The 23,752-nt window shown below is 56.3% G+C and carries 30 protein-coding genes and 7 tRNA genes; 20 read left to right on the top strand and 17 right to left on the bottom strand.

From position 1 onward, the window contains the following. Positions 1–22 precede the first annotated feature (22 nt). Together AC13CN_RS02215 and AC13CN_RS02220 are read left to right on the top strand one after the other, a co-directional pair. Positions 23–466, top strand: a complete 444-nt coding sequence (locus AC13CN_RS02215) for a phage tail protein (RefSeq protein WP_253017141.1) — start codon at positions 23–25, stop codon at positions 464–466. Then, a complete protein-coding gene (locus tag AC13CN_RS02220) occupies positions 463–1,452 on the top strand; it encodes a phage late control D family protein (RefSeq protein WP_483052981.1) in 990 nt (329 codons plus the stop codon). The genes AC13CN_RS02215 and AC13CN_RS02220 overlap by 4 nt, the downstream gene beginning before the upstream one ends. Here the strand turns inward: AC13CN_RS02220 and AC13CN_RS02225 are convergent. The 5 genes from AC13CN_RS02225 to AC13CN_RS02245 all read right to left on the bottom strand — a co-directional run bounded on the left by AC13CN_RS02225 (position 1,449) and on the right by AC13CN_RS02245 (position 5,756). Beyond that, positions 1,449–2,444, bottom strand: coding sequence for a hypothetical protein (locus tag AC13CN_RS02225; protein ID WP_253557217.1), 996 nt, complete (start codon positions 2,442–2,444; stop codon positions 1,449–1,451). The two genes, AC13CN_RS02220 and AC13CN_RS02225, sit on opposite strands and share 4 nt — an antisense overlap. Positions 2,445–2,694: 250 nt before the next feature. Beyond that, positions 2,695–3,045, bottom strand: a complete 351-nt coding sequence (locus AC13CN_RS02230) for a hypothetical protein (RefSeq protein WP_253557216.1) — start codon at positions 3,043–3,045, stop codon at positions 2,695–2,697. 279 nt (positions 3,046–3,324) lie between these two features. After that, positions 3,325–4,077 (bottom strand): hypothetical protein, encoded by a 753-nt coding sequence (locus AC13CN_RS02235; RefSeq protein WP_253557215.1) that lies wholly within the window; start codon positions 4,075–4,077, stop codon positions 3,325–3,327. 27 nt (positions 4,078–4,104) lie between these two features. Further along, positions 4,105–5,025 carry a WYL domain-containing protein gene (locus tag AC13CN_RS02240; protein WP_253557214.1) on the bottom strand — a complete coding sequence of 307 codons (921 nt, stop codon included), beginning with the start codon at positions 5,023–5,025 and terminating at the stop codon, positions 4,105–4,107. Between the two features lie 65 nt (positions 5,026–5,090). After that, positions 5,091–5,756, bottom strand: a complete 666-nt coding sequence (locus AC13CN_RS02245) for an XRE family transcriptional regulator (protein ID WP_253557213.1) — start codon at positions 5,754–5,756, stop codon at positions 5,091–5,093. Between the two features lie 35 nt (positions 5,757–5,791). Here AC13CN_RS02245 and AC13CN_RS02250 point away from each other — a divergent pair, with 35 nt between their 5' ends. The 12 genes from AC13CN_RS02250 (at position 5,792) to AC13CN_RS02305 (ending at position 12,792) form a co-directional block, all read left to right on the top strand. After that, positions 5,792–6,175 (top strand): hypothetical protein, encoded by a 384-nt coding sequence (locus AC13CN_RS02250; RefSeq protein WP_253557212.1) that lies wholly within the window; start codon positions 5,792–5,794, stop codon positions 6,173–6,175. Between the two features lie 55 nt (positions 6,176–6,230). Further along, complete coding sequence (locus AC13CN_RS02255) at positions 6,231–6,437, top strand: hypothetical protein (RefSeq protein WP_044627874.1); 207 nt, start codon at positions 6,231–6,233, stop codon at positions 6,435–6,437. Between the two features lie 25 nt (positions 6,438–6,462). Beyond that, positions 6,463–6,666, top strand: coding sequence for a hypothetical protein (locus AC13CN_RS02260; RefSeq protein ID WP_137094438.1), 204 nt, complete (start codon positions 6,463–6,465; stop codon positions 6,664–6,666). 38 nt (positions 6,667–6,704) lie between these two features. After that, the gene (locus AC13CN_RS02265) at positions 6,705–6,908 is read left to right on the top strand and encodes a hypothetical protein (protein WP_137094437.1); all 204 of its coding nucleotides are present in this window, start codon (positions 6,705–6,707) and stop codon (positions 6,906–6,908) included. Further along, entirely contained in the window at positions 6,908–7,192 is a 285-nt protein-coding gene (locus tag AC13CN_RS02270) for an Ogr/Delta-like zinc finger protein (protein ID WP_170968114.1), read from the top strand. Before AC13CN_RS02265 ends, AC13CN_RS02270 begins: the two co-directional genes overlap by 1 nt. Before the next feature lie 161 nt (positions 7,193–7,353). Continuing rightward, positions 7,354–10,020 carry a toprim domain-containing protein gene (locus AC13CN_RS02275; protein WP_253557211.1) on the top strand — a complete coding sequence of 889 codons (2,667 nt, stop codon included), beginning with the start codon at positions 7,354–7,356 and terminating at the stop codon, positions 10,018–10,020. An 11-nt stretch (positions 10,021–10,031) separates the two neighbouring features. Continuing rightward, the gene (locus tag AC13CN_RS02280) at positions 10,032–10,442 is read left to right on the top strand and encodes a DUF7673 family protein (RefSeq protein WP_253557210.1); all 411 of its coding nucleotides are present in this window, start codon (positions 10,032–10,034) and stop codon (positions 10,440–10,442) included. Between the two features lie 2 nt (positions 10,443–10,444). Continuing rightward, entirely contained in the window at positions 10,445–10,660 is a 216-nt protein-coding gene (locus AC13CN_RS02285; protein ID WP_193460760.1) for a TraR/DksA family transcriptional regulator, read from the top strand. 46 nt (positions 10,661–10,706) lie between these two features. After that, positions 10,707–11,000 (top strand): hypothetical protein, encoded by a 294-nt coding sequence (locus AC13CN_RS02290; RefSeq protein WP_253557209.1) that lies wholly within the window; start codon positions 10,707–10,709, stop codon positions 10,998–11,000. Further along, positions 10,990–11,283 carry a hypothetical protein gene (locus AC13CN_RS02295; protein ID WP_253557208.1) on the top strand — a complete coding sequence of 98 codons (294 nt, stop codon included), beginning with the start codon at positions 10,990–10,992 and terminating at the stop codon, positions 11,281–11,283. Before AC13CN_RS02290 ends, AC13CN_RS02295 begins: the two co-directional genes overlap by 11 nt. Beyond that, a complete protein-coding gene (locus tag AC13CN_RS02300) occupies positions 11,280–11,495 on the top strand; it encodes a helix-turn-helix transcriptional regulator (protein ID WP_253557206.1) in 216 nt (71 codons plus the stop codon). Before AC13CN_RS02295 ends, AC13CN_RS02300 begins: the two co-directional genes overlap by 4 nt. 130 nt (positions 11,496–11,625) lie before the next feature. Next, entirely contained in the window at positions 11,626–12,792 is a 1,167-nt protein-coding gene (locus AC13CN_RS02305) for an Arm DNA-binding domain-containing protein (protein ID WP_239296070.1), read from the top strand. Positions 12,793–12,883: 91 nt separating this feature from the next. On the opposite strand, the gene AC13CN_RS02310 is transcribed toward AC13CN_RS02305, so the two are convergent. From AC13CN_RS02310 to AC13CN_RS02335, 6 genes are all read right to left on the bottom strand, one after another. Then, a tRNA-Ser gene (locus AC13CN_RS02310) sits at positions 12,884–12,971 on the bottom strand. A gap of 91 nt (positions 12,972–13,062) precedes the next feature. Next, entirely contained in the window at positions 13,063–13,569 is a 507-nt protein-coding gene (locus tag AC13CN_RS02315) for a YiiD C-terminal domain-containing protein (protein WP_062363503.1), read from the bottom strand. Between the two features lie 32 nt (positions 13,570–13,601). Continuing rightward, on the bottom strand, positions 13,602–14,162 hold the full coding sequence (locus tag AC13CN_RS02320) for a nitroreductase family protein (RefSeq protein ID WP_062363508.1): 561 nt from the start codon (positions 14,160–14,162) through the stop codon (positions 13,602–13,604). Between the two features lie 28 nt (positions 14,163–14,190). Further along, positions 14,191–15,024, bottom strand: coding sequence for an NADPH-dependent 7-cyano-7-deazaguanine reductase QueF (queF, locus tag AC13CN_RS02325; protein WP_062363511.1), 834 nt, complete (start codon positions 15,022–15,024; stop codon positions 14,191–14,193). 61 nt (positions 15,025–15,085) lie between these two features. Then, positions 15,086–15,859: an ABC transporter permease gene (locus AC13CN_RS02330; protein WP_054645284.1), complete on the bottom strand. Its 774-nt coding sequence runs from the start codon at positions 15,857–15,859 to the stop codon at positions 15,086–15,088. Next, positions 15,856–16,818, bottom strand: a complete 963-nt coding sequence (locus tag AC13CN_RS02335) for an ABC transporter ATP-binding protein (protein WP_062363514.1) — start codon at positions 16,816–16,818, stop codon at positions 15,856–15,858. The genes AC13CN_RS02330 and AC13CN_RS02335 overlap by 4 nt, the downstream gene beginning before the upstream one ends. A 324-nt stretch (positions 16,819–17,142) precedes the next feature. Between AC13CN_RS02335 and AC13CN_RS02340 the strand changes: the two genes are divergently transcribed. Then, positions 17,143–17,403 carry a methyl-accepting chemotaxis protein gene (locus tag AC13CN_RS02340; protein ID WP_062363517.1) on the top strand — a complete coding sequence of 87 codons (261 nt, stop codon included), beginning with the start codon at positions 17,143–17,145 and terminating at the stop codon, positions 17,401–17,403. 62 nt (positions 17,404–17,465) lie between these two features. On the opposite strand, the gene AC13CN_RS02345 is transcribed toward AC13CN_RS02340, so the two are convergent. The 6 genes from AC13CN_RS02345 to AC13CN_RS02370 all read right to left on the bottom strand — a co-directional run bounded on the left by AC13CN_RS02345 (position 17,466) and on the right by AC13CN_RS02370 (position 18,033). Further along, positions 17,466–17,540 (bottom strand) — tRNA-Gly (locus tag AC13CN_RS02345). Positions 17,541–17,575: 35 nt separating this feature from the next. Further along, positions 17,576–17,651, bottom strand: a tRNA-Glu gene (locus AC13CN_RS02350). 12 nt (positions 17,652–17,663) lie between these two features. Next, positions 17,664–17,738: transfer RNA gene (locus tag AC13CN_RS02355), tRNA-Gly, on the bottom strand. A 39-nt stretch (positions 17,739–17,777) separates the two neighbouring features. Beyond that, positions 17,778–17,853: transfer RNA gene (locus AC13CN_RS02360), tRNA-Glu, on the bottom strand. A gap of 4 nt (positions 17,854–17,857) precedes the next feature. Continuing rightward, positions 17,858–17,932, bottom strand: a tRNA-Gly gene (locus AC13CN_RS02365). A 25-nt stretch (positions 17,933–17,957) separates the two neighbouring features. Beyond that, positions 17,958–18,033, bottom strand: a tRNA-Glu gene (locus AC13CN_RS02370). 464 nt (positions 18,034–18,497) lie between these two features. Between AC13CN_RS02370 and AC13CN_RS02375 the strand changes: the two genes are divergently transcribed. From AC13CN_RS02375 to msrB, 5 genes are all read left to right on the top strand, one after another. Further along, positions 18,498–19,601 carry a TRAP transporter substrate-binding protein gene (locus tag AC13CN_RS02375; RefSeq protein WP_058576901.1) on the top strand — a complete coding sequence of 368 codons (1,104 nt, stop codon included), beginning with the start codon at positions 18,498–18,500 and terminating at the stop codon, positions 19,599–19,601. Position 19,602: 1 nt separating this feature from the next. Beyond that, positions 19,603–20,112 carry a TRAP transporter small permease subunit gene (locus AC13CN_RS02380; protein WP_062363644.1) on the top strand — a complete coding sequence of 170 codons (510 nt, stop codon included), beginning with the start codon at positions 19,603–19,605 and terminating at the stop codon, positions 20,110–20,112. 3 nt (positions 20,113–20,115) lie between these two features. Beyond that, positions 20,116–21,441 carry a TRAP transporter large permease gene (locus tag AC13CN_RS02385; protein WP_483052982.1) on the top strand — a complete coding sequence of 442 codons (1,326 nt, stop codon included), beginning with the start codon at positions 20,116–20,118 and terminating at the stop codon, positions 21,439–21,441. Positions 21,442–21,468: 27 nt separating this feature from the next. Continuing rightward, on the top strand, positions 21,469–23,055 hold the full coding sequence (locus AC13CN_RS02390; protein WP_483052983.1) for a gamma-glutamyltransferase family protein: 1,587 nt from the start codon (positions 21,469–21,471) through the stop codon (positions 23,053–23,055). 147 nt (positions 23,056–23,202) lie between these two features. After that, on the top strand, positions 23,203–23,601 hold the full coding sequence (gene msrB, locus AC13CN_RS02395; protein ID WP_289123686.1) for a peptide-methionine (R)-S-oxide reductase MsrB: 399 nt from the start codon (positions 23,203–23,205) through the stop codon (positions 23,599–23,601). The last annotated feature ends 151 nt before the right edge of the window (positions 23,602–23,752 follow it).

Below are 23,752 nucleotides of genomic sequence, written 5' to 3' on the forward strand. Positions count from 1 at the left end.
TCCGAGTGAAAGAGGTCTACTCATGTTAATGGCCCTTGGCATGTTCGTTTTTGAAACCCGTAGCGTGCCTTATCAGGAACTAAAACGCATCACCGAGTGGCGGCACCCCAGCCAATCCCGCGTAGGGCAGCGGCCTGCTTACCAGTTTGCAGGCCCAGGCGCGGACACCATCACCCTAAGCGGCACCCTGTTACCCACCTTCACCGGCGGCCGCTTTAGCCTGGATGAGATCCGCGAGATGGCCGACCAGGGCAACGCCTGGCCGCTGGTCGAAGGCACTGGCCGCCAGTACGGCTTATGGGTGGTCACCCGCGTGGAAGAAACCAGCACGCACTTTTTCCGCGACGGCGCCGCCGAGAAAATCGAGTTCAACCTCACGCTAGAACACGTCGATGATGAGCGCACCGACCTGATTGGCCGCCTAGCACTGCCCGCCGTGGCGCGTTTAGCAGGAGGCTATGTATGAACGCTTACCCCAAGCCCAGCTATCGCATCACGCTGGATGGCACCGACATCACCCCGCGCATCAACGGCCGCCTGATCAGCCTCTCGCTACGCGAACAGCGCGGGCTGGAAGCTGACCAGCTGGATATCACTCTGGCCGACCACGACGGCCAGCTCGCCATTCCCCCACGCGGGGCAGAGCTGCAGGTGGCGTTTGGCTGGCAGGAGGAAGGGCTGGTGGATAAGGGCCGCTTTACGGTGGATGAAGTGCAGCACACCGGCACGCCGGACCAGCTCACCATCCGCGCCCGCTCGGCGGATATGCGCGGCCAACTGCCCGGCAAGCGCACCCAGGGCTGGAACGATGTGACGCTGGGCGAGATCGTCACCACCATTGCAGGCCGCAATAGCCTGGAGCCAGTGGTGGCCGCCGTGCTCAACGGCATCCGCATTGGCCATATCGACCAAACCGACGAATCCGACCTGAATTTTCTCACCCGCCTGGGCGAACGGTACGATGCCATTGCCGCCATCAAAGCCGGGCGCCTGCTGTTCACGGTGGCAGGCCAAGGGCTCACCGCCAGCGGCCGCGCCATGCCCGCCATCACCCTCACCCGCCGCGACGGCGACCAGCACCGCTACAGCGTCACCGACCGCGACGCCTACAGCGGCGTAAAAGCCTACTGGAACGACACCCGAGGCGCCGCGCGCCACACCGTACTGGCAGGCACCGACGAAAACGCCAAACAGCTACGCCCCACCTACGCCACCGAAGACGACGCCCTAGCCGCCGCCCGCGCCGAGTGGCAACGCATCCAACGCGGCCTGGCAGAGTTCGAGCTAACGCTGGCACTAGGCTGCGCCGACCTGCTGCCCGAAACCCCGCTCACGCTCGCGGGCTTCAAGCCCCAGATCGACGCCACGGCTTGGCTGGTGAGCGAGGTCACGCACGCGCTGAATGATGGGGGGTTGGGGACGCAGGTGAGGTGTGAGGTGATGAAAAATTAAGCGGCTATGATTAGATTAGTTGCTTCGAACTGATCAAGCAGGTCTTTATCTATTTTTGCTATTTCTTTCTCAGCATTTGACTTTGAGATGACCTTTTCAAAGGAATCGAAGTACCACATCTGATAACATTTAACTCTATCTTCGTCATGATCACTTAGAAAGATAAAGTTTTTAAAACTGGATTGCTCAAAAAAAACTCGCTTACTGCAGTACGCTTTTGATCGTTCGCAAAGAGGCTCTATTTCTTGCAGCTCTTTATATATTCGCAGCACGACCCTAGCGCCTTCTTTATATCTCACACTCTCCAGATCTTCAATTAATTTTATCTTCTCTTTTACTGAAGAATAAAAAGAAAGCCTGTATTCTTTTTGGAATATCTCAAGACCACTGATCTCTCCAACTTTATGAGTAATTATATTTATATCTCTTTCAACTTCTCCAGTTTTTTCATCCCTCTCCTCTTTGACTATTCGAACATCGACAGTTATATCCTTGCTCACTTTTTTTGACATGCCTTGTAGTTTACGTGAAACCTTAGCTGGCATTGACTTTAAGAATCCAGCAACAAAATGATTCAAATCACTAAGCCGCTCCAACTCAATTCTTAATTTTTCTGATATTCTATCTTTATCTCTAAAGCATTGATTAATATAACTTACTCGCTCAAGGTACCTTTTTTCATTATCGTATTGACTAACTGATTTCCTTAGATCTCCATCAGGATCAAAATCCTTGACACATGTACTGCCCAGTAAAGATTTCTCACCATCTTTTAATTCTACAACATACCCGTTCCTATGACTATGTCTACAAAGCCTCCTCTTTTCTTTCTCACAACAACACTTCAAAGGAGGTTCTGAATCATTCAGATGGTAGTCACCAATTAGCGATAGAAAATTATCAGCATTTACAGCTATGGGGTTTTCGGGACTGACAATTTCTATAACTTCACTTGCTCTTTGATATGAATTAACTTCTGTAATTTTATTCATCTCACCCCCCAGCTAAGGCGTTGCAAGGCTAAAGTCTAAATATAAATCACCACCTAGAATAATTGTATAACAAATTGAAAACCATATGGGGTAAACAAAAACCCCCAGCCATTCCATGGCCGGGGTATCAGTGCCGCAATCTTCTAGCGAAACAATCCTGCAACGCGTGCTTTTAGGCGACACCACCACTATGACAAATCAGCTCAGGCAATGATGTAAGCCATTGACCATAAAGCTTGTAAGCGACCTCCTACAAGGCCCAACACCTCGCCTGCCTGACCACCACCCCACGAAACTGCGTCGCGGTGATGAAGCACCCTTCTCCGCCCGTGGGCGGCAACAAGCGGCAGCGGCTGCCGACGCGCTGGGTTTTGAATAACCGGTACTCGCCCTCTACCTCCGCCACCACCAGATCCGCGTGGCCATACGAGCGCGCTTCGTCTACCACCAGCACGTCGCCTTCCATCCATGGCCCACCGGGGTGCGCCTCTTCACTGATCTCCACCAGAAAGCAGGTCGGCGGAAATTTTCGCCGGTCCATCTCCGCTACCGCCGGGTGCTCCACCCCCACCACGGCAGGCCCCAAGTAGGTCACTCGCATGCTGTTGCCCTGTGCTAGCTCCATATTTAGCGACGTGTCTAAGCATTGGCCGTCGCTTCTCCAACACTTAATACTGTACAAGAAAACAGTATTTAACAAGGGTTATGGAAGGGCACTTTCAGCTAGGTCAGACGGTCGCCATGGACGCCCTGAACGAGAAGATGGGAAAAAGCACGACACGCCTGGGCCTACCATGAAAAGAACGCCTTTTGACACCTATAATCTACACTGAGATGAATTGACAGTGAACAGTAAAACATGCTAGACAACTAAACCCCATTAACTATCGCTTCCGCCTGTAATTATGCTTATGAAACGTTTGCCATTTTCAATCATAGCGAAGCTTTCATTCGCTGCTTTTGCAGCACTCACAAAACTATCAAAAACATCGTTTAACGAATTAAAAAAGGCTGCATTTTGCAACTTATCCAACTCGAAAGCATGCAAACCCACTCTCCCACCTAGAGAAGACACAGCGCTTTCTACTTCATCTATGCCAAAGAGCTCATATTTACTAATTGATTTTTTCAGCGCCACTATATCATCTAACAGCTTAAACCTTAGCCCGGCAGGCAAATCCCCATTAAAGACCTCGCCCCACAATATCTCAACCTTCTCAATCAAGTCATCTAAATATTGATCACCAATTTTACTCTCAATATTACTGGAGCTTGCTTCATAATATGCCTTTCCAAATTCTAGCGAAGTCACTACATCTTTTGAAACCAAACTTTCATAGTTTCGCCACTCACTGCCATAGGGAATCAACGGCGGAATCTTTTTTAACTTCTCAAAGGCCTGACTATACAACCCCAATATCGATTCGTTATCATGACTAACTATAGAGAGAGTGTATTCAACATTTTCTATCAACTTATACAAAGACAAAGAGTATTCGAAAGCTTGAAAAGCATCATTCTTATCAAAACCTAAAACATCTGACCACAACTCTCTTACACTTAAGTTTCGATTTTTAGAACCAGCTAACTCAATTATACTAAGCAACCTAGAAATTGGTGAAAAATCACTCATAAAAAAACTCTCATAGTAGTTAAAATTCTAAAATGGCAGAACGCCGTGCTTCAAAAGCTTATTAAATTCCGTTTCACTAAGCACCGTACAGCCTTGCGCACGCGCCTGCTCTAATTTAGATGAACCTGCACGCGGCCCAGCACAAAGAAAGTCCAGGTTTTGTGTCACGGTTTTACGCACGATCATGCCATACGATTCGGCATCACCTTCCAGCATCTCTCTATCGCTAGCTGAAAACCCTGTAAACAGTATCTCCATAGCGTCTACATCCTGCTTTTTCTGTGCAGGTAAAGGCCCCCTGGATGACAGCAGAAGCTCTCCTTCCAAAAACTCCACAACCCTGTCACGCCGAAAGGTGCGAATGTCCCCAGCTTTGTGGCAGAAGCCCTCTAGATAAACACCGTTATCACGCCAGTTAGAAACTTCACGCGTAGTGATATTTCCCTGCGAGTCCTCGTAAACGAAGCGAAGGTTGTTAGTTGTGGCAGTTGGGCGTGGTGATAAGTACGAAGAGGCACGTTTACCCGTGCGCTGCTGGATGTGAGCACGAACCGCCTGACGGTTATTTTCTAAGGCTTGCTCGAGTGAGTCAGGTGCCACATTAGATTGGGGAGCTTTCGTAGCTGCTTTAGCTGTTTCGTTCGTTACTTTACTGATGGTTTGTCTTTTACTTTTACGCCATGAGAGCCAGAGCGGGATTAGCATAGGCAGAGATACGACTAGCCCCATAGCCGCACCGCTCCAACCGAAGGATTCCCCTTCCTCGTCTGTTACCCCCAGAATGCCTGCAAAAAATAGCGAGAGTCCAGTTGCAGGAAATATGAAAAGCGAAGCACCAACCAAATGTCGTAACCACCACGGTCGACCATTCACTCTCATGCAGCGAACTAGCCAAAACCAGCTAGCAATACCGGTGCCCAGGCCCACTAAAACTGATAAATCATCCATCCCTACCTCCCTGTTTTATCTTTCAGCAGTCTCATAGCTGCCTTTATGTCTTAATGGTTTTACAGTTACACCACCCGCCCAATCCGAACCACACACCGCCCCAAAATCTCCACATCGTGCATATCCTGCGGCTTGATCATCTCCGGCTGGTAGTGGTCGTTATCGCTAATCAGATACAGCGCTCCGCCCGCTAACCGTTGCACCCGTTTAATCCGCCGTTCACCACTCACCAGCAGCAAAAACACCCCTTCCTGCTTCGGATCGCGGTTGCTCCGATCCACCAGCACCCAGTCGCCATCGGCCAGGGTGCCGTCCATCGAATCGCCACGCACTTTGATGCCCACCACCTGGGCAGGGTCTAGCCCCTGCTCGGCCAGCTCGCTGCTGGGAAAGTGCAGGATGGTTTTGACTGGCTCGCCTTCAAAGCTGCGCCCTGCCCCAGCGGCGGCTTCGATGTCGTACATCTTGATGGGTGAAAGCTCTGCCGATGGTTCACTTAACGCAACCCCAAGAGGTTGAGCAGTGGTAGCTCCTGAACGCTGGCCTTTGAGCACGTAAAAGACATCCACGCCCTCATCAGAAACGGCGGAAAGGTAGGAAGAATCAGGGCTGCTAGCACCTTTTTCATATTTGATCTGGGTGGTTTTTCCTACACCCCCAATCTGCGCAAGGGCCGTTTGACTCAACCCAATCCGCTCACGTTCTTCTCTAAGGCGCTCGCCAATGCTCATTTTTATGAACCACCCTTATTGACAGGTTCATTTTTATGAACCATTCTATTCATGTCTTTCACTTCGATACACATGCAAAAGGAGCCACTGCCATGGTCACCGTTATTGCCACGATCTTTGTACCGCCTTCCACAACCACCCTGTTTCGCGGGGTAGAGGTAGAGCTGGACCGTTGTTCGCCACGTACCCGCCGCACCATTGAAACGGCGCTGCGTCAGGGCACGGATAAACCCAACCCGCTGGCCGATCTCGAAGCGCTGGAAGAGCGCACCACCGCCGAAGCCGTGGGCCAACTCGCTGCCACGATGCTGGCCCAAAACGCGCCGTTCGAGCAGGTGGAAGACGCCCTGTGCGAACTGCGCACCCACATGGATGAGCACTTCCTGCAGCGCAAGCTGGTGCGCTTGTACGAGCGCTAATGAGCTGCGGATTAAGTCTTTCACTCTCTAACACATCGTTCGGGAAGCCTAACCCATGACCACGCCCAACGCTATTGCCCCAAAGCCAATTTATGCCCCCAAGGGCTGCAACTGCCCAATCATGGCCCACGTGACCGAAGACGAACGGGAGGAACTCAAGCGCATCGCCGAGCTGGAAATGCGCACCCTCTCGGCCACGGCGCGGATGCTCATGCTGCGCGGCATCGCCGAGTACGACCAAGACACGCTGAATGCCGAATGACCCTGCCTGCATAAGGATGTTTGCCATGTACCAGGACCCCAAACGTGTGCGCACCCGCTACGCCGCTCTCAATTTGGATCAGTACGAGGCCCAACTGATTGATGCACTGGTGGATTACACCGGCATCGAACGGGCATCGCTGCTGCGCCAACTGGTGTTGAAAGAAGCCCTAGAGACGCTGGGCGTTGCGGATCTCTCACTTAGCACTTTGCCCCAGCAGGCGTCGTAAAGGCAGGGCTTTTTGAGGCCCTCAAGGAGCATTGAGGTATGGCTGACCAACCGGCACGCGGCGAATTACGTCTTCCGCTGAACGACCAGCTAGAGGCCGCGCTGCAGCAGGTATGTGAACAGCAGGATTTAACCAGCCTGGACGACGCCGCCGAATGGCTACTGCGACGGCGCTTACGCAAGGGCACCCAAGGGCTCACCGGCCGCGGCCGCGCCCTTTATCCGGTAGGGAGAAACCACTGATGTCGACCGCTTCCAAGCACCGTATGCCCTGCCCCCACTGCGGCCACAACATGCGGGTTCGCAACAGCCAGGGGCTAACGCCGGTGTACCGCGAAGGGGTAGTGGAGTGCCGCAACGTGGAGTGCGGCTTTCGAGGCAAGGCGGGATTTCAGGTGCTGCACACCCTAACCCCGAGCGATATCCCCAACGCCCGGGTGGATCTTCCGTTCGCGCCTCGCCTGATCCAGCAGATGCAATTGGACATCACCCGCCCAGCCGCCAACGACGAACACTATGAGGGTTAAGACGATGCAGAGAGCAGCCCATCACCCAAGGCCCCCACGGCCACCGCGCCCCTTCCTGCCGGTGCGTTATGCCCGGCCGAAAGGGGGCACCCACGGCCCTGTTGGGGCCGTGAGCTAAGCCCAAGCCCAGCCCCATCCATTTGTTGAATAAGGAGGCGAGCGTGAATCCATCGCTGCGCCAGGACATTGTTGCGCGCTTAATCAGCGATTTTGAGGCGATTGAGCGCGGCCCCTACCTGCAACGGGTGCGCTGCCCGGAGTGCGGTAAGCGCGAGGCGTACATCAACGCCGAAGCACCGTGGATGCTGAAATGCGGGCGGGAAAACAACTGTGGCGCGCAGCTCCACGTGAAGGAGCTGTTCCCCGACCTGTTCCGTTCCTGGAGCGAGCGCTACAGCCCGAAAGCCAACGAGAAGCCCAGCTCCACCACGCCGGTGGCCGATGGCTACCTGCGCGATGGCCGGGGCTTCGAGCTTTCCCGCATTCAGGGCTGGTACACCCAGGAGAGCTACTGGAAGCCGGAGATCGGCGGCACCGCCACCGTGCGCTTTCAGCTTCCCGGCGGCGCTTACTGGGAGCGCCTGCTGGATAACCCGGAGCGCTTCGGCAAGCAGAAAGCCAATTTCGTTGGCCGCTACAAAGGCCAGTGGTGGAGCCCGCCTGTCCTCACCCTAAGCGACCTGGTCGCGGCGGGGGAAGTGTGGGTGGTAGAAGGCATCTTCGATGCGATCGCCCTTTACCACTACGGTATTGCGGCGGTTTCCGCCATGAGCTGCGCCAACTACCCCGATGAGGCGTTGAACGCCCTTTCCGATGCCGCGCACCAGGCCGGTACCAGCCGCCCCACGTTGGTGTGGGCACTGGATAACAACCGCGCCGGCCATAACGCTACCCATAAGCACGTGAAGCGCGCCCGGGCGGCGGGCTGGGAGTGCCACGCGGCGCAAATCCCCCAAGGTGGCCACGACTGGAACGATGCCCACCAGCGCGGCGAGCTCACCGAAAAACACCAGGAGACCTACCGCTACCACGGCGACCTGCTGTTGGCCCCTACGGCCATGGCGAAAGCGCTGTTGATCTACAAGCGCCGTGAGCAGCGGGAGTTCTGGTTCGAGTTCAAACGCCAGCTGTGGTGGTGGAAGCTGGATATGGACGCCTTCGACCGCGCCCTGCGCGCCGATGGGCTGGATGGCGAAGACCAGCGGCAGATCGACCCCGCCCTGCGCGATGCGGCGCTGGAGCAATCCGGCAGCGTGAAGCGCATCTGCACCTGTTTCCCCACGGCGCTGTACTACCAGGCCAACGCGGTGACCGATGAGAGCTGGTACTACTACCGCGTGGAGTTTCCCGACGGTCGCCCGCCCATCAAGAACACCTTTAGCGGCGGCCAGTTGGCCTCTGCCTCTGAGTACAAAAAGCGCCTGCTGGGCATTGCCCCCGGCGCGGTATGGACGGGTACCAGCCAGCAGCTCGATAGCCTGCTGCAGGACCAGATCGGCAACATCAAAACCGTCGAGACCATCGATTTCATCGGCTACAGCAAGGAGCACGGCGCGTATGTGTTCGGCGATCTTGCCGTGGCCGGTGGCAAGGTGGTGCCGATCAACAGCGAGGACTTTTTCGAGCTTGGCCCCCGCCGCCAACTGAAAACCCTGAGCCAATCCGTATCGCTGCACATCAACCCCGACCGCAAGGCGTTCAGCACCGAGTGGACGCAGCAACTGCTGGGCGCGTTTGGCTCTCGGGGCGTGGTGGCCCTGGCGTACTGGATGGGCAGCCTGCTGGCCGAGCAGATCCGCGCCGAGATGGGCAGCTTCCCGTTTTTGGAGATCGTTGGCGAAGCGGGCGCGGGTAAATCCACGCTGATCGAGTTCCTCTGGAAGCTGTGCGGCCGCCGCGACTACGAGGGCTTCGACCCCAGCAAGGCCACCATGCCCGCCCGCAGCCGTAACTTTGCCCAGGTGAGCAACCTGCCGGTGGTGCTGATCGAATCCGACCGCGAGCAGGAAGGCGGCGCCAAGCAGAAGCAGTTCGATTGGGATGAGCTGAAAACCGCCTTCAACGGCCGCTCGATCCGCGCCCGTGGTGTGAAGAACAGCGGCAACGACACCTACGAGCCGCCCTTTCGCGGCAGCATCGTGATTAGCCAGAACGCCCCGGTGCAGGCGGGCGAGGCGATTCAAACCCGTATCTGCCACCTGCATTTCACCCGGGAAGGCCAGAACAAAACCACCAAAGCGCTGGCCGAGGCGCTGGAACGTACCGAGCTCGAGCACGTCAGCCAGTTCGCCCTGGCCGTGGCCCAGCGGGAAGCCGCGCTGCTGGCCACCATCACCCAGCGCGCACGCCACTACGCCGACCGCTTGGCCGATGATCCGGATATCAAGGTGCTGCGTATCGCCAAGTGCCACGGCCAGCTAATGGCGTTGGTGGAGTGCCTGGGGCCGGAGGGCTTGGGGCTGTTCGACCAGCAAACCATCGATATGGCCAACGGCATGGTGGAGCAGATGGCCCGCGAGCGTCAGCAATCCATCAACGCCGACCACCCGATGGTGGCCGAGTTTTGGGAAGCCTTCGACTACATCGAAGGCCTGCGCGATGAGCCGCAGCTGAACCACTACGGCAAGGGCAGCGAGCATATCGCGGTGAACCTCAAAGACTTCGAGCGCACCTGCGCCGAATACAAGCTGCGCACCCCCGAAATGCGCGAGCTGAAGCGCTATTTGAAGACCAGCAAGACCCGCAAGTTTATCGAATCCAACCGCACCGTGAACTCCCGCGTCCGCCTGCACGGCGGCAGCGTGAAGTGCTGGGTGTTTCAAGCATGAAGGAGCCTGTGATGACCACTCAATCAAGTATGCCCCGCGTTTCAGAACGACTCAGCCAACGCCTGAGCGAGCGCGACCATGAAGCCCTGGAAGCACTGTTTGCTGACGAGGAAGAGATCAATAAAACGAGCGCCCGCCTCGATGAACAAGGGCCAGACGCCCTGCAGCGGCTTGTGCAGGTCGCCGATGGAGATTCCGGCCAAAGCCACCACTGCCGCCGTGTACTGCTCTCTGTTTACAACGGCACCGCTTGGCCACTCGATCCCACGCGCCTGCGAGTGATTGACCGCGACTTGCAGGCAGCGGCGCTCACGCTGATCGAATGGAGTATCTACGCCTTCGATGAGCCCCACACCTACCTGAACAACGGTGAGCAAGTAATGCAGCGCTTTGCCGCCATCGAGCAACAGAAGGAGCAGTAACCATGGCCGACAACGCCGACATCGCCGCCGACCTGATGGAGCGCCGCATGCAAGCCGCCCTCAGCAGCCGCCTCTCCCTGCGCATTCCCAACCCTGACCCAGAGTGCGAGGACTGTGGCCACGAGATCCCCCAGGCCCGCCGCGATGCCCTGCCCTGGGTGGCCACGTGCATCGAGTGCCAAAGCATCCGCGAACAACGGGGGCGCTATGGCCGCTAACGGTACCAAGGGCGGCAAGCACCACATCAAATTTTAGGAGATCGTTATGCAGTGCCAATGCAAAGAGACGCTAGAAAGCAAGGTAGCAGAAGCCATTCAAAATGATCTACCTGAAGGTTTTTCAGGCTTCAGTGCATCGCTAGCAGGCTACGTCCTCACCTTCACTAACCCGATGCAAACGCGCTTGACCATTCCCTATGAGGGTGACGTCCAGGTACCTAAAAAGAGCGGCAACGGCTTCAAACGACAAAAGATCAAGACCAGCATCCAGGCTAAATACTGCCCGTTCTGTGGAGAGCCCGCTGCAGCAAAACAGGAGCCACACTCCAATGAGTGCTAATGGCACCAAGGGCGGCAAGCTTGCCCGGCAAGCCGCCATGTTGTGCCAGGACGCGCAGTTTCAGCTCTACCTCGACCGTCGCCGGCGCGCCAAGCACGGCATGACCGAGAGCCAACTGCCCGACGGCACCCACAACACCGAAGACGCCCGCGACTGGCTTTGTGCTGCTTGCGAGATCCAGAGCCGGGCGGAATTAGATCACCATGTCACCGCGGCGGCCACGTTCCGCCGCATTCGCCAACGCTTCCTGGATTGGAAGCAGCAAGGAGGTCATCAACCATGACAACACCCACCACAGGTAACCGCCTGCTACGTCGAAAGGAAGTAGAAAACCGCACAGGCAAAAGCCGCTCAGCGATTTACGATGGCATCAGAAAGAACACCTTTCCGGCACCGGTGCTCATCGGTGGCAAAAGTGTCGCTTGGCTGGAGTCTGATATCGAGGAATGGATCGCTGACTGCATAGCGGCCAGGAGTTCTAAACGAGGAGAGTGATAAGTCACAACGCCGCCTAGCGCGGCGTTTTATCCAAGGCTTAAAATAACGGTATAAGAAATCAAAGCGTTTCGCTCTCTTTCAAACTGAAATATACTGTTTATATTTACAGTTTAACAAAGGGGGCTTCATGGCTGATGGGGTTGAAGTTCGCGGCAACGCCGTGCGTATCTATTTCCGCTGGGAGGGGGAGCTGTGCCGCGAGCCGCTGCCTGGTGCAGCGACTGAGAAGAACATCGAACATGCGAAGCGCCTGGCGACCATCATCAACTACGAGATAGAGGCCGGCACGTTCGACTACGCTCGCCACTTTCCTGACTCCAGGCGCCTGGCTGAGAACCGTTTCGGTCACTACCTGGATCTGTGGCTGGCCATCAAGAAAAACGAGCTGGCGTATTCCAGCTATCGCGGTGTGCTTTCCAAGGCTGAAACCCACGTTAGGCCGAAGTGGGGCGAGGCGCAGGCGGATGCGATCGACCACATCGAGCTGCAGTCTTGGATTCAAAAGGAGCTCTCGGCCACGCTAGCCAACAAGACGATCAAAGAGATCGTCAGCATCATGCGGCAAACCTTTCGGCTTTATGCCACGCGCAATAAGAAGTCGTTCGACCCTACCAGCGGCATCACTATTCGCTTGCCGGATGATGAAGATCCCGACCCTTTCACGCGCAGCGAGATCAAGCTGATCCTGGACACGCCAACCACACGCGAGCAGGAACTGAACCTGATCAAGTTCGCCCTGTTCGATGGGCCACGCATTTCAGAGGCGCAGGCGCTTGCCTGGGAAGACATACTGGATGTGGATAAGGGGATTATTCGCTATCGGCGGGCGGTCGTGCGGGGGCGTTTCAAGGTGACGAAAACCAAGCGCTCTACCCGGGTGCATCATCTGCTCAAACCTGCCCGGGAAGCGCTGCAGGCTCAGTATGCCATCACCGGCAAACTGGAGCCGCGCGTTTACGAGGTGGTCGATCGGGATAACCGGACGGTGCGAAAAGAGAAGCTACGCCTGGTGTTTTTGAATTCCCGTAACAATGAGCCGTTCTACGAGAACGCCATTCGTGAGCGCTTCTGGAAAACCCACCTCAAACGCGCTGGCGTTCGCTACCGTGGCCCTAACCAGTGCCGGCACACGTTTATCAGCCAGCTGCTTTCCCTCGGCGTGGTGCCGCTGCACTGGATCTCCAACCACGTTGGCCACGCCACGATCACCATGATTCAGCGCCGCTACGGCAAGTGGATACGCAGCGACGGCCCGGACATCCCAGCGCTCATCGAGAAGCAGCTAGATCTTTAGCATTCCCAGGCTTGTTCCCAAAACCGCTCCCAAAGCCCAGAAACGACGAAGGGGAATCAACATAAGATGTTGATTCCCCTTCTATATTTCGTGGCGGAGAGGGAGGGATTCGAACCCTCGAAGCCTTTCGACTTACACACTTTCCAGGCGTGCTCCTTCGACCACTCGGACACCTCTCCACATTTTAGCTCTGCTGTTAGGCGCTGCCTTTCTCAACAGAACGGCGCATATTCTATGGTCTAAGCCGTGAAATAGCAAGCCTTTTCCTGCCTAGGCGTTTGGCAGCACGGCGTAGCGGCCTATGGCTTCTAGGCAGAGCGAATCTCCGCAGTAGAGCTGATGGGTTAGCTCGATGCTGCCCTTACCTCGTTCACTGAGTTTAGCAGCAAGCTGTGCAGGGCCATCCGGATGGCTAGGGGCACAAGTCATGCGATAATCACCCGTGACCGGGGCAAGAAAGCGTTGGCTGGCTTCAGCAACCACCACATCCTGCGCCCTGCCCTGCTGGCGAAGCCAGAGAGTGACCCAGCACCAGCCTTGTAGCGTGGCTTGTGCGCTCAGCGCGCCGCCAAAGCCGGTGCCTTTGTCGTTGAGGTTAGGTGTGAGCGCCAGTTGCCACGTGAGCGCGCCGTTGGCTTGGCTCATGCGGGTAATGCCAAGTGCCTCCACCATGGGAATGGCCGCTTCCAGCCAGTGCTGAAAGGCGGCCAGGTCCTCCTCGCCTTCCGGTAGCGGTAAGCGGGGATGTGGAATGCCGGGTTGGCGGGGCTGACTCATGGCGACTTCCTTGGCATTACAGGGGCGTAGATTTAATCCCAATGCTCGACAAAATCCGCGCTGTTGTGGGTTGCCACTGGCTTGTGGCGACCCGCTAGGCTGCCCAAATAGATAAAGGCAACGACTTCGTCATCTTCATCCAGACCCAGGCCTTTGCGCACCACGGGATCAAACGCGTATTTTCCGCTGCGCCACATGGCCCCTAGACCTAGCGCGTGGGCCGCCAGCAAAATGCCGTGAGCGGAACAACCTGCTGAAATCACCTGCTCGATTTTCGGCACTTTGGGAAGGTCCGGCGTCACCTTGGCAATCACCGCGATAATCATCGGTGCGCGCAGGGGCTTTTTGCGCGCGGAGTTTAGCGTGTCGTCACTGGCGTGGGGGTCTTCCTGAAATTCGGCTTCAGCAAACAGCTCGCCCAGGCGCTCCCGACCTTCGCCGGAGAACTCGATAAAGCGCCACGGGCGCAGCTCTTTGTGATCAGGGGCACGCAGGGCCGCTTGGTATATGGCGCTGAGCTGGTCGGCGCTGGGGGCAGGCTCAGCGAGCTTGCCCATGGAGCTACGTTCGTGAAGCAGCGTGAGGGCGTCCATGGTGACTCCTTATCCGTTTTGGTGAGCGTTACTGGCGCGCCAGGCGCAGCGGGCTAGGGGGTGCCAAGCCCGGTGTGGCACGCCAAGGGCTGATGTCCAAGCCGCCACGACGCACGTATCGCGCCAACACCAGCAACTCTTCCGGCTTCGCCTGCTGCATTAAATCAGTGAAGATATGCTCGACGCAGTGCTCGTGAAAATCCTGGTGCTGCCGGTAGCCAATCAGGTAGCGCAGTAGCCCTTCTCGGTCGAGCTTGGGGCCTTTATAGCGAATCAAGACGCTTCCCCAATCCGGCTGACCGGTCACCGGGCAGTTGGATTTTAGCAGATGCGAATGCAGCGTCTCTTCGATGATCTCATCACTGGTAGTAAGGTGCGTGGCGCTTGGCGTGTAGTCGCTAACCTCGATATCCAGGTCGTCTAAGCACTCCCCCGGCAGGCGCTGGGGGGCCAGCTCACTATCGTCTACCCCCAGCAGCTCGACGCTTACGCTGGCACCGGCAGCGCCGCTGAGGTCGCGCACTAGCGTCTCCTCTACCTCGTTTTGGCTGGCAAACCGGGTTTGGTTGAGGCTGTTGAGGTAGAGTTTCCAGGATTTGGATTCAATCAAATGCGGGGAGCTGGCTGGCAGACGGAAGCGTGCCACGGCGACAATCGGTTTACCGCGGCCGTTGAGCCAGGACACCTCAAACGCGTGCCACTCGTCTTCGCCGACAAACGGCAGCGCGCCCTCTTCAATACCCAGCGGCGCGCGGTTGGCAGCACGGGGAATCGGATACAACAACCCCGCATCGTACTGCTCTGGGTAAGCGGAATCACGCCCCAAGGGCGCATGTTCTAAGGTATCGGGGCGGTGTACCATGAAAACTCTCTTAGTCGTGCCATCTTATAAGGGTATTTCAATCAAGGCTGTGAAGGCGACCCTAGCTACGTATGCCTTTGCCACGCTCTAGCATGGTCAGTGCAACCATAAACAGTACGACGATAAAGGCGAAAATAGCCGCTAATGCCCAGCCTACCGGAATATCAGAAACGCCCAAAAAGCCGTAGCGGAAGACGTTCACCATATACAGAATCGGGTTGAGCATCGAGACGCCCTGCCAGAAATCCGGCAGCATCGAAATCGAGTAGAACACGCCGCCCAAGTAGGTCAGCGGGGTCAGAATGAACGTCGGCACGATGGAGATATCGTCAAACTTATTCGCCAGCAGCGCGTTGATAAAGCCGCCGATGGAGAATAGCGCCGAGGTCAGCACCACTACCAATATCGTGAGCAGCGGATGCTCGATCGTTAAGCGGGTGAAGAACAGCGACACCAGCGTCACGATCAGCCCCACACCCAAGCCACGAGCCATTCCGCCCAAAATAAAGCCCGAAAGAATGACACCATTCGGCATCGGCGACACCATCATCTCTTCAATGGAGCGCTGAAACTTGTTGGAGAAAAAGCTAGAGGCCACGTTGGAGTAACTGTTGGTGATCACCGACATCATGATCAGCCCTGGCACAATGAAGTCCATATAGCTGAAGCCGTCCATATCACCAATGCGCGAGCCGATCAGGCTGCCGAAAATGATGAAGTACATGGCCATGGTGATCGACGGTGGCAGCAGGGTTTGCGGCCAGATTCGGGTGAAGCGCTTGATCTCTTTAAGCACTAGCGTCCATAAAGCCACGAGGGTTTGCATTGCATTCATGCGCGGGCCTCCTGCTTTTCACGCTGGTCGATGGCCTGCTGACTGCTCTCTACCATGGAAACAAACATCTCCTCTAAGCGGTTGGCACGGTTACGCATCGAGACGACCTGAATGCCCTGCGCGCTTAACGCACTGAATACATCGTTCAACTGCTGGCCACGATGAATCACCAGCGCCAGCTGGGAGGGCTCGATTTGCTGCAGCTCAAAGCCTTCAATGGTGGGCACTTGCGCAACCGGCTCGGCGATATCCAGTAGGAAGGTTTCGGTGTCCAGTTCCGCCAGCAGCTCGCGCATGCTGGTGTTCCGCACAATTTCGCCATGGTTGATGATGGCGATATTGCGGCACAGGCTCTCGGCTTCTTCGAGGTAGTGCGTGGTCAGAATGATCGTGGTGCCTTCATCGCGGTTAATGCGGCGCATGTACTCCCACATGCTGCGGCGCAGTTCGATATCGACCCCGGCAGTGGGCTCGTCGAGAATCAGCAACTTGGGTCGGTGCATCAAGGCACGCGCAATCATTAGGCGGCGCTTCATACCTCCTGAGAGCATTCGCGCACTGCCGTTGCGCTTTTCCCACAGCCCTAAATCGGTCAGCAGCTGCTTGGCGCGAGGCAACGCTTCGCTGCGCTTCATGCCGTAGTAACCTGCCTGGGCCAGCACGATATCCAGCACTTTCTCAAACTGGTTGAAGTTGAATTCCTGCGGCACCACGCCGAGCTGATATTTCGCTTTGGCGAAGTCTTTATCAATGTCGATTCCAAAAATCGACACCTTACCCGCCGTTTTCTGCACTAGCGAGCAAACGACGCCAAGGGTGGTGGACTTTCCTGCGCCGTTGGGGCCCAACAGCGCAAAAAAATCGCCCTGCTGGACGTCTAAATCGATACCTTTTAACGCTTGGAAGCCGTTGCCATACACCTTGGTAAGGCCACGGATCGACAATGCCGGTTCGGCCATGAATATGTCCTGTCAGCAAGTGGGGAGCAAAAAGAGCTAGAAGGGAGGATATCAGGGCATGCATATATTTTTTCAAGTTTGCGGCTTATAACCTCTGAACCACCACTTCCATGCCCCTGATTTTTCTCTATTTAGCACTACATTAGGTGATACTTTGCCACGCTATTGCTGCGATAGCGCCTCGATTAATACTTTAGCATTAGCCTAGCGCCCGCCTGCCCAGGCAGCGGCACTTCAAGGGAACATGCTGACCATATAAGCGAGCCTAACCGATAGGGACGCTGATCTTCCAAACCATTCTGGATAATACGCAGCAAACCGGCAGTGGCTTTTGCGCAGGTCAGCAATGGTGCCGCCTTGGTAGATACCACCAAGCAGCGTATGCAGGATATTGATCAGCGAATTCAGCGCGTAAACGACCTGTTCTCAGACATTACCGCCGCCACCCACGAGCAAACCCGTGGCATTGAGCAAATTAATGTGGCCATCGCCCAGTTAGATCAGGCGGCCCAAGACAACGCCTCAATGGTGCAGCAAACAGCCACCGCCGCCCAAACGGCACGCACACAAAAACACCGCTATTGATCAGCGGCAAATGGCAATAACTAGATTGGGGATCAAGCAGAACTTTAGAAAGGGGGTTTGCATGGAGCGGGAAAAGAGATTCGAACTCTCGACCCTCGCCTTGGCAAGGCGATGCTCTACCACTGAGCTATTCCCGCAACGCAAACAATACAGCGATACTTCATAAAGTGAGTGGCGTCCCATAAGGGGTTCGAACCCTTGTTACCGCCGTGAAAGGGCGGTGTCCTAGACCACTAGACGAATGGGACGTATCTGCTGTTTGGAGCGGGAAAAGAGATTCGAACTCTCGACCCTCGCCTTGGCAAGGCGATGCTCTACCACTGAGCTATTCCCGCTTAACAAGCTTTCACTCTACAAACTTCTCACCATCGGAATGGCGTCCCATAAGGGGTTCGAACCCTTGTTACCGCCGTGAAAGGGCGGTGTCCTAGACCACTAGACGAATGGGACGTACTGGAGCGGGAAAAGAGATTCGAACTCTCGACCCTCGCCTTGGCAAGGCGATGCTCTACCACTGAGCTATTCCCGCAACTCCGATACCTTAACGATTTAAGTGGCGTCCCATAAGGGGTTCGAACCCTTGTTACCGCCGTGAAAGGGCGGTGTCCTAGACCACTAGACGAATGGGACGTTTCATTGCCTCGTCGAGGTGGCGCGTATGTTACCCAGACCTCATCTAGCTGTCAAGCACTCTGATATAGAAACGTTTATTGCCCCCTTGTCTGCGTGGCAACACCCAGGTGCCGCCTGCAGAATACGCCCCTACTCTAGCGATGCGTCTAGGCGATGCGCAAACTTAGTGCCAGAGCACGCCTTTTAGGCTAATTATCGCCTCATCGCGGTGCACGCATGGCTACTCTGCCCGCGTCTCAGGCACTTCTTTCCTATAACGCTCCCCTATCGCGCTCCTTATATACCTCATCGGCACGCTGTTAAGGCCTCACCGCAGGTCTGAAAAGCAACGACAAACCGCCAAAAATCTTTCATTTAAAATAAAATCGATTTTTTGGCACACCCCTTGCAACTTCATTGGTGATCAAACGGCGTGACTCATCTACCAACCCATGCTTACCCCTGACTGCTTGAGGTGCCTTATGTCTTTTACTCGTCGCAAATTCCTCACTACCGCTGCGCTCACCTCCACCGCCGGCTTGGTGCTGGGCGCGCCCTCTATTGCAAAAGCACAGTCTTCCGAACGATTTAACTGGCGCATGACTAACGCCTACAGCCCCGGCTCACCTTTCTATGTAGAAGGCCCTGGCAGCCCCACCGATGTGATTGCCAAAATTAACGCCATGTCTGGCGGGCGTTTAAACATCCAGCATTTTTCAGCGGGTGAACTGATTCCTGCACTGGAAGGCTTTGAAGCCGTACAAAGCGGCACCATTCAAATGAACGCGGCTAACAGCTACTTCTGGTCGGGCACCACGTTCGCTGCCCAGTACTTCACCACCGTGCCCTTTGGCATGAGCTTTATGGGCCACATGGCTTGGCTATACCACGGCGGCGGTTTAGAGCTGTGGGAAGAGGTCTATGCGCCCTACGGCATGATCGCCCTGCCGCTCAACAACACCGGCGTGCAGATGACCGGCTGGTTCCGTGAGCCGATTGAAGACATCGGCCAATTGAACGGCCTACGCATGCGCGTACCCGGTCTAGCGGGCAAGGTGTACTCAGCCCTGGGTGTCGATGCCCGCGTACTGCCCGGCGGTGAAATTTTCCCAGCCCTGGAGCGTGGCGTGATTGACGCCGCTGAATTCGTTGGCCCCTACCAGGACCGCCGTATGGGGCTGCAAAATGCGGCCAAGTTCTACCACACCACCGGCTGGCACGAACCTTCCACCACCGGCGAGCTGCTGATTTCCAAGCAGCACTGGGACGAACTGCCTGATGACTTGAAGATGATCGTGAAGAGCGCCTGTATGGCAGCTTGCCTGGAAAGCGTGACGTGGTCAGAAGCGGTGAACGGCGAAGCGATGACCGACCTTGTTGATAACCACGGCGTGACCGCCAGCATGCTTCCGGAACCCGTAGTGAACGCCCTGCGCGAAGCCACTATGGATACGCTCGCCACCGAAGCCAACGCCGACCCACTAGTGCGCAAAGTACATGATAGCTACATGGCCTTTAAGGCCAACCATGACCGCTGGGCAGGCGCCAGCGAACGTGCCTGGTTAAACGACATTATTGGGGTGTGATATGCAAGCCGTGGAACGTGTTGTCCACGGGATCGAGGCGGTGGTCCGGCTGTTTGGCTGGATCGCCGCTTGGACCTGCGTGGTACTAGTGGCCCTGGTCGCGGGCGATGTGGTGATGCGCTACTTTTTCAGCATTGGCGCCGTATGGCTTCAAGAGCTGCAGTGGCACTTAATCTCCCCCATTGCTCTGTTTGGTATGTCGTATCTGCTGTTTATGGGCGAACAAGTGCGGGTCGACGTGTTTTATGAGCGCTTCCCAGTGGCGCTACAGCGGGTAATTGAAGTGATTGGCGGCCTGCTGCTGCTCGCCATGGGGCTGTATATCGCTTGGCTCACTCTGCCCTGGGTGGAACAGTCCTACCTACGTAACGAAGCTTCTCCCAACCCTGGCGGCCTGCCACTTCGTTGGGTGCTCAAAGCTCTGATCCCCTTTGGCTTTCTCTTATTGGCAATGCAGGGCCTCGCCCACGCGCTGCGCCAAGGGTTTGCCCTATCAAGCCGAGGTGAATAACGCATGTCTCCTAATGAGTGGCTCGCGATCGGTATGATCGCCGCCTTTTTTGTGCTGCTTATCATTGGTATACCGGTGGCCATCAGCATTGCCGTCACCGCCTTTGTGTTTGGCTATTTGGGCTTTGGCCCAATGCTGTTCAACCTGTTGCCGTCACGCATTTATGGGGTAGTGACGAACTACACCTTTATGGCGATACCGCTATTCGTATTTATGGGGGTCATGCTAGAGAAGTCGAAACTGGCCGAAGAGCTGATTGATGTGATTGGCCACTTATTCGGCGGGCTTTCCGGCGGCATGGGCGTGGCGATTATTATTGTTGGCGTACTGCTAGGGGCCGCCACGGGCATTGTGGGCGCCACTATCGTCACTTTGGGCCTACTTACGCTGCCCACCCTGCTACGCCGGGGCTACCCTAAAACCTTAGCCACCGGCATGATTTGTGCCTCAGGCACGCTGGGGCAAATTATTCCCCCTAGCCTGGTACTGATTCTACTGGCCGAAATTCTGGGTGAATCGGTCGGCACGATGTTTGCCGCCGCTATGGTGCCCGGGCTGGCGCTGGCCGGTATCTATATCGTGGCGATTTTAGTGGTGGCCCAGCTTTACCCCGGCATGATGCCTCCCATTCCCGCTGAAGAGCGCGCCCAGCTCAGCAAAAAGCAGTTACTGTTCAAGGTGATCACCGTGGTAGGCCCGCCAGTGGGGCTGGTATTTGCCGTACTGGGCTCCATTATTGGCGGCATTGCCGCCCCCACGGAAGCCGCCGCCATGGGCGCGCTGGGAGCGCTAGTGTTTGTCGCCTGCTCGGGCCGCCTCACCGTGCCGCTGTTGAGTGAAGTGGCTAAAGCCACCCTCGTGATCTCAGCCATGGTGTTCTTTATTTTGATCAGCGCTCAGGTCTTTGGGCTCGCCTTCCGCGGGCTGGGGGGCGAGCATTTGGTCGCACGAATGTTTGAGTGGGTACCCGGTGGCGAGCTTGGCGCCCTGCTGTTTATGCTGCTACTGATGTTTGTGCTTGGTTTCTTCCTGGAGTGGATTGAGATTAGCTATATTGCCCTACCGCTCTTCTTGCCCTTCTTTGTGCAGATGGGCGTGGATATGGTGTGGCTGGGCATTTTGGTGGGGCTGGTGCTGCAAACCTCATTTCTTACCCCGCCATTTGGCTGGTCGCTGTTTTTCTTGAAAGGCGTCGCTCCCAAAGAAGTCACCACACTGGATATCTACAAAGGGGCGCTGCCGTTTATCGGGCTACAGTTTTTAGCCGTGGCGCTAGTGTTTATGTTTCCAAGCATTGCCACGTGGCTACCCAATGCCATTGGCTGGTAACCACAACCAATAACAAAGGACTTTTCAATGCTCCATACCCAACGTAGTTACGGCGGCAGCTGTGTTGCGCCGCACCACCTTGCCGCTAGCGCCGGTCGCGATGTATTAAAACAGGGCGGCAATGCCGTCGAGGCGATGGTCGCGGCAGCAGCGGCCATCGCCGTGGTCTACCCACACATGAACGCCCTGGGGGGCGACGGCTTTTGGCTGATTCATGAGCCCGGTAAAGCGCCGGTGGCCATTGATGCCTGCGGCCCCGCCGCGCAACTCGCCAACGGCGATTTTTATGCCGGTGAATCGCAGATCCCTGAACGCGGCCCGAAAGCCGCGCTTACCATGGCGGGCACCATTAGCGGCTGGCAAGAGGCGCTCAACGTGTCGGCTAGCTGGGGTAACGCGCTACCGCTGACCACGCTGCTGTCGGACGCTATTCGTCACGCCGATGAGGGCATTGCGGTTTCTCAAAGCCAGGAAAACCTAACCGCCAAACACTTGGAACGCCTGAGCCAAAGCCCCGGCTTTAGCGAGGCCCTGCTGCTTAACGGTCAAGTCCCCCGTGAAGGCGAGCGCTTGCGGCAGCCCCGCCTGGCGAAGACGTTGAAACGCCTCGCCAGCGCCGGGCTGGAAGACTTCTACCGGGGTGAACTCGCCGCTAGCATGGCGAAGGATCTGGAGGCACTCGGCAGCCCACTACGCTTAGCCGATTTTCACGCTTACCGCGCTCAGCAAGTCACACCGCTGCACGTGCACCTCAACGACGCAACACTGTATAACCTGCCCGCGCCTACTCAAGGCATGGCGTCGCTGATGATTTTGGGCATTTACGAGCGCATTAAAGCCGCCGAGCCCAACGGCTTTGACCACCTGCACGGGTTAATTGAAGCCACCAAACGCGCCTTTATGCTGCGCGACCACTACGTCACCGACCCACACCGAGTGCCCACGCCGCTGCAGGAGCTGCTCAGCGAAGAGCGTATTGGTGCAGAAGCCGCCGAAATTAACCCTACCCAGGCGCTGCCTTGGCCCTATGAACCCGCTCCCGGCGACACTATTTGGATGGGCACCGTCGACAGCGAAGGCCGCTCGGTGAGCTTTATTCAGAGCATCTACTGGGAGTTTGGTAGCGGCGTGGTGCTGCCTGAAAGCGGCGTGCTGTGGCAAAACCGAGGCATTAGCTTTTCTCTCAACCCAGACGATTTACGCGGCTTAGCCCCTGGTCGCAAACCCTTCCACACGCTTAACCCGGCGCTGGCGCTGTTTAACGATGGGCGCGCGATGGTGTACGGCACCATGGGCGGCGAAGGCCAGCCGCAAACCCAGGCGGCGGTGTTCTCCCGCTACGCGCTGCACGGTATGCCGCTGCAGCAGGCAGTTACCGCTCCACGCTGGCTATTAGGCCGCACCTGGGGAGAGTCCAGCACCAACCTGAAATTAGAAGAGCGCTTTGATGACCGTTTAGTGACCGCACTTGCCACCGCAGGCCACGACGTAGAAGTACTGCCAGAGGCCTTCAGCGACACCATGGGCCACGCAGGCGGCATTGTGCGCCACCCAGACGGGCTGATTGAGAGCGCTCACGACCCACGCAGCAACGGCGGTGCTGCAAGCGTATAAAGCCCACTGGCGGATTTTGTCACTTTCGCACATGCTGAACTTGGGCAGGCAGCCTATTGTCATTAGCCATAAGAAGGCCTAATGGTGATAGGCTAGTCTGCCAAGTAAGCCTCTGATTAACGGTAACCAGAGGGAGAGGAGATTCCCATGGCGAAAATTGAAAAATCCCCCGACGAGTGGCGCAAGCAGCTTACTCCCGAGCAGTACCGGGTTACCCGGGAGAAAGGCACCGAACGGCCGTTTACCGGTGACTACCAAGTGAGCGATGCCCAAGGTATCTATCACTGCGTTTGCTGCCACGCGCCATTGTTCGAGAATGAGCATAAGTTCGATGCGGGCTGCGGCTGGCCAAGCTTTGACCGGCCGCTAGGAACGCGCTGCGTCGAGGAGCACCGCGACACCTCCCACGGCATGATTCGCACCGAAGTGGTCTGCTCGCACTGCGACGCTCATCTGGGCCACGTCTTTCCCGATGGACCTCCTGACACCACCGGTTTGCGCTACTGTATCAACTCGGTCTCGTTAGAGTTTCACCCTGACGAGTAACCCCTGAAAGGACTAGCGTCTCCCCACTTTTCCACAGGTGGTGCTGTAACTGCCTGAATAGCGTTGAAAATTTCAGTGCTATCAACGAGATCGGGGGCTTTCCCGCCGGTATCATGTTGTTACCCCTAACACCATGAACCAAAAGGAAAAC

This window comes from Vreelandella sp. L-25, from assembly GCF_056857535.1.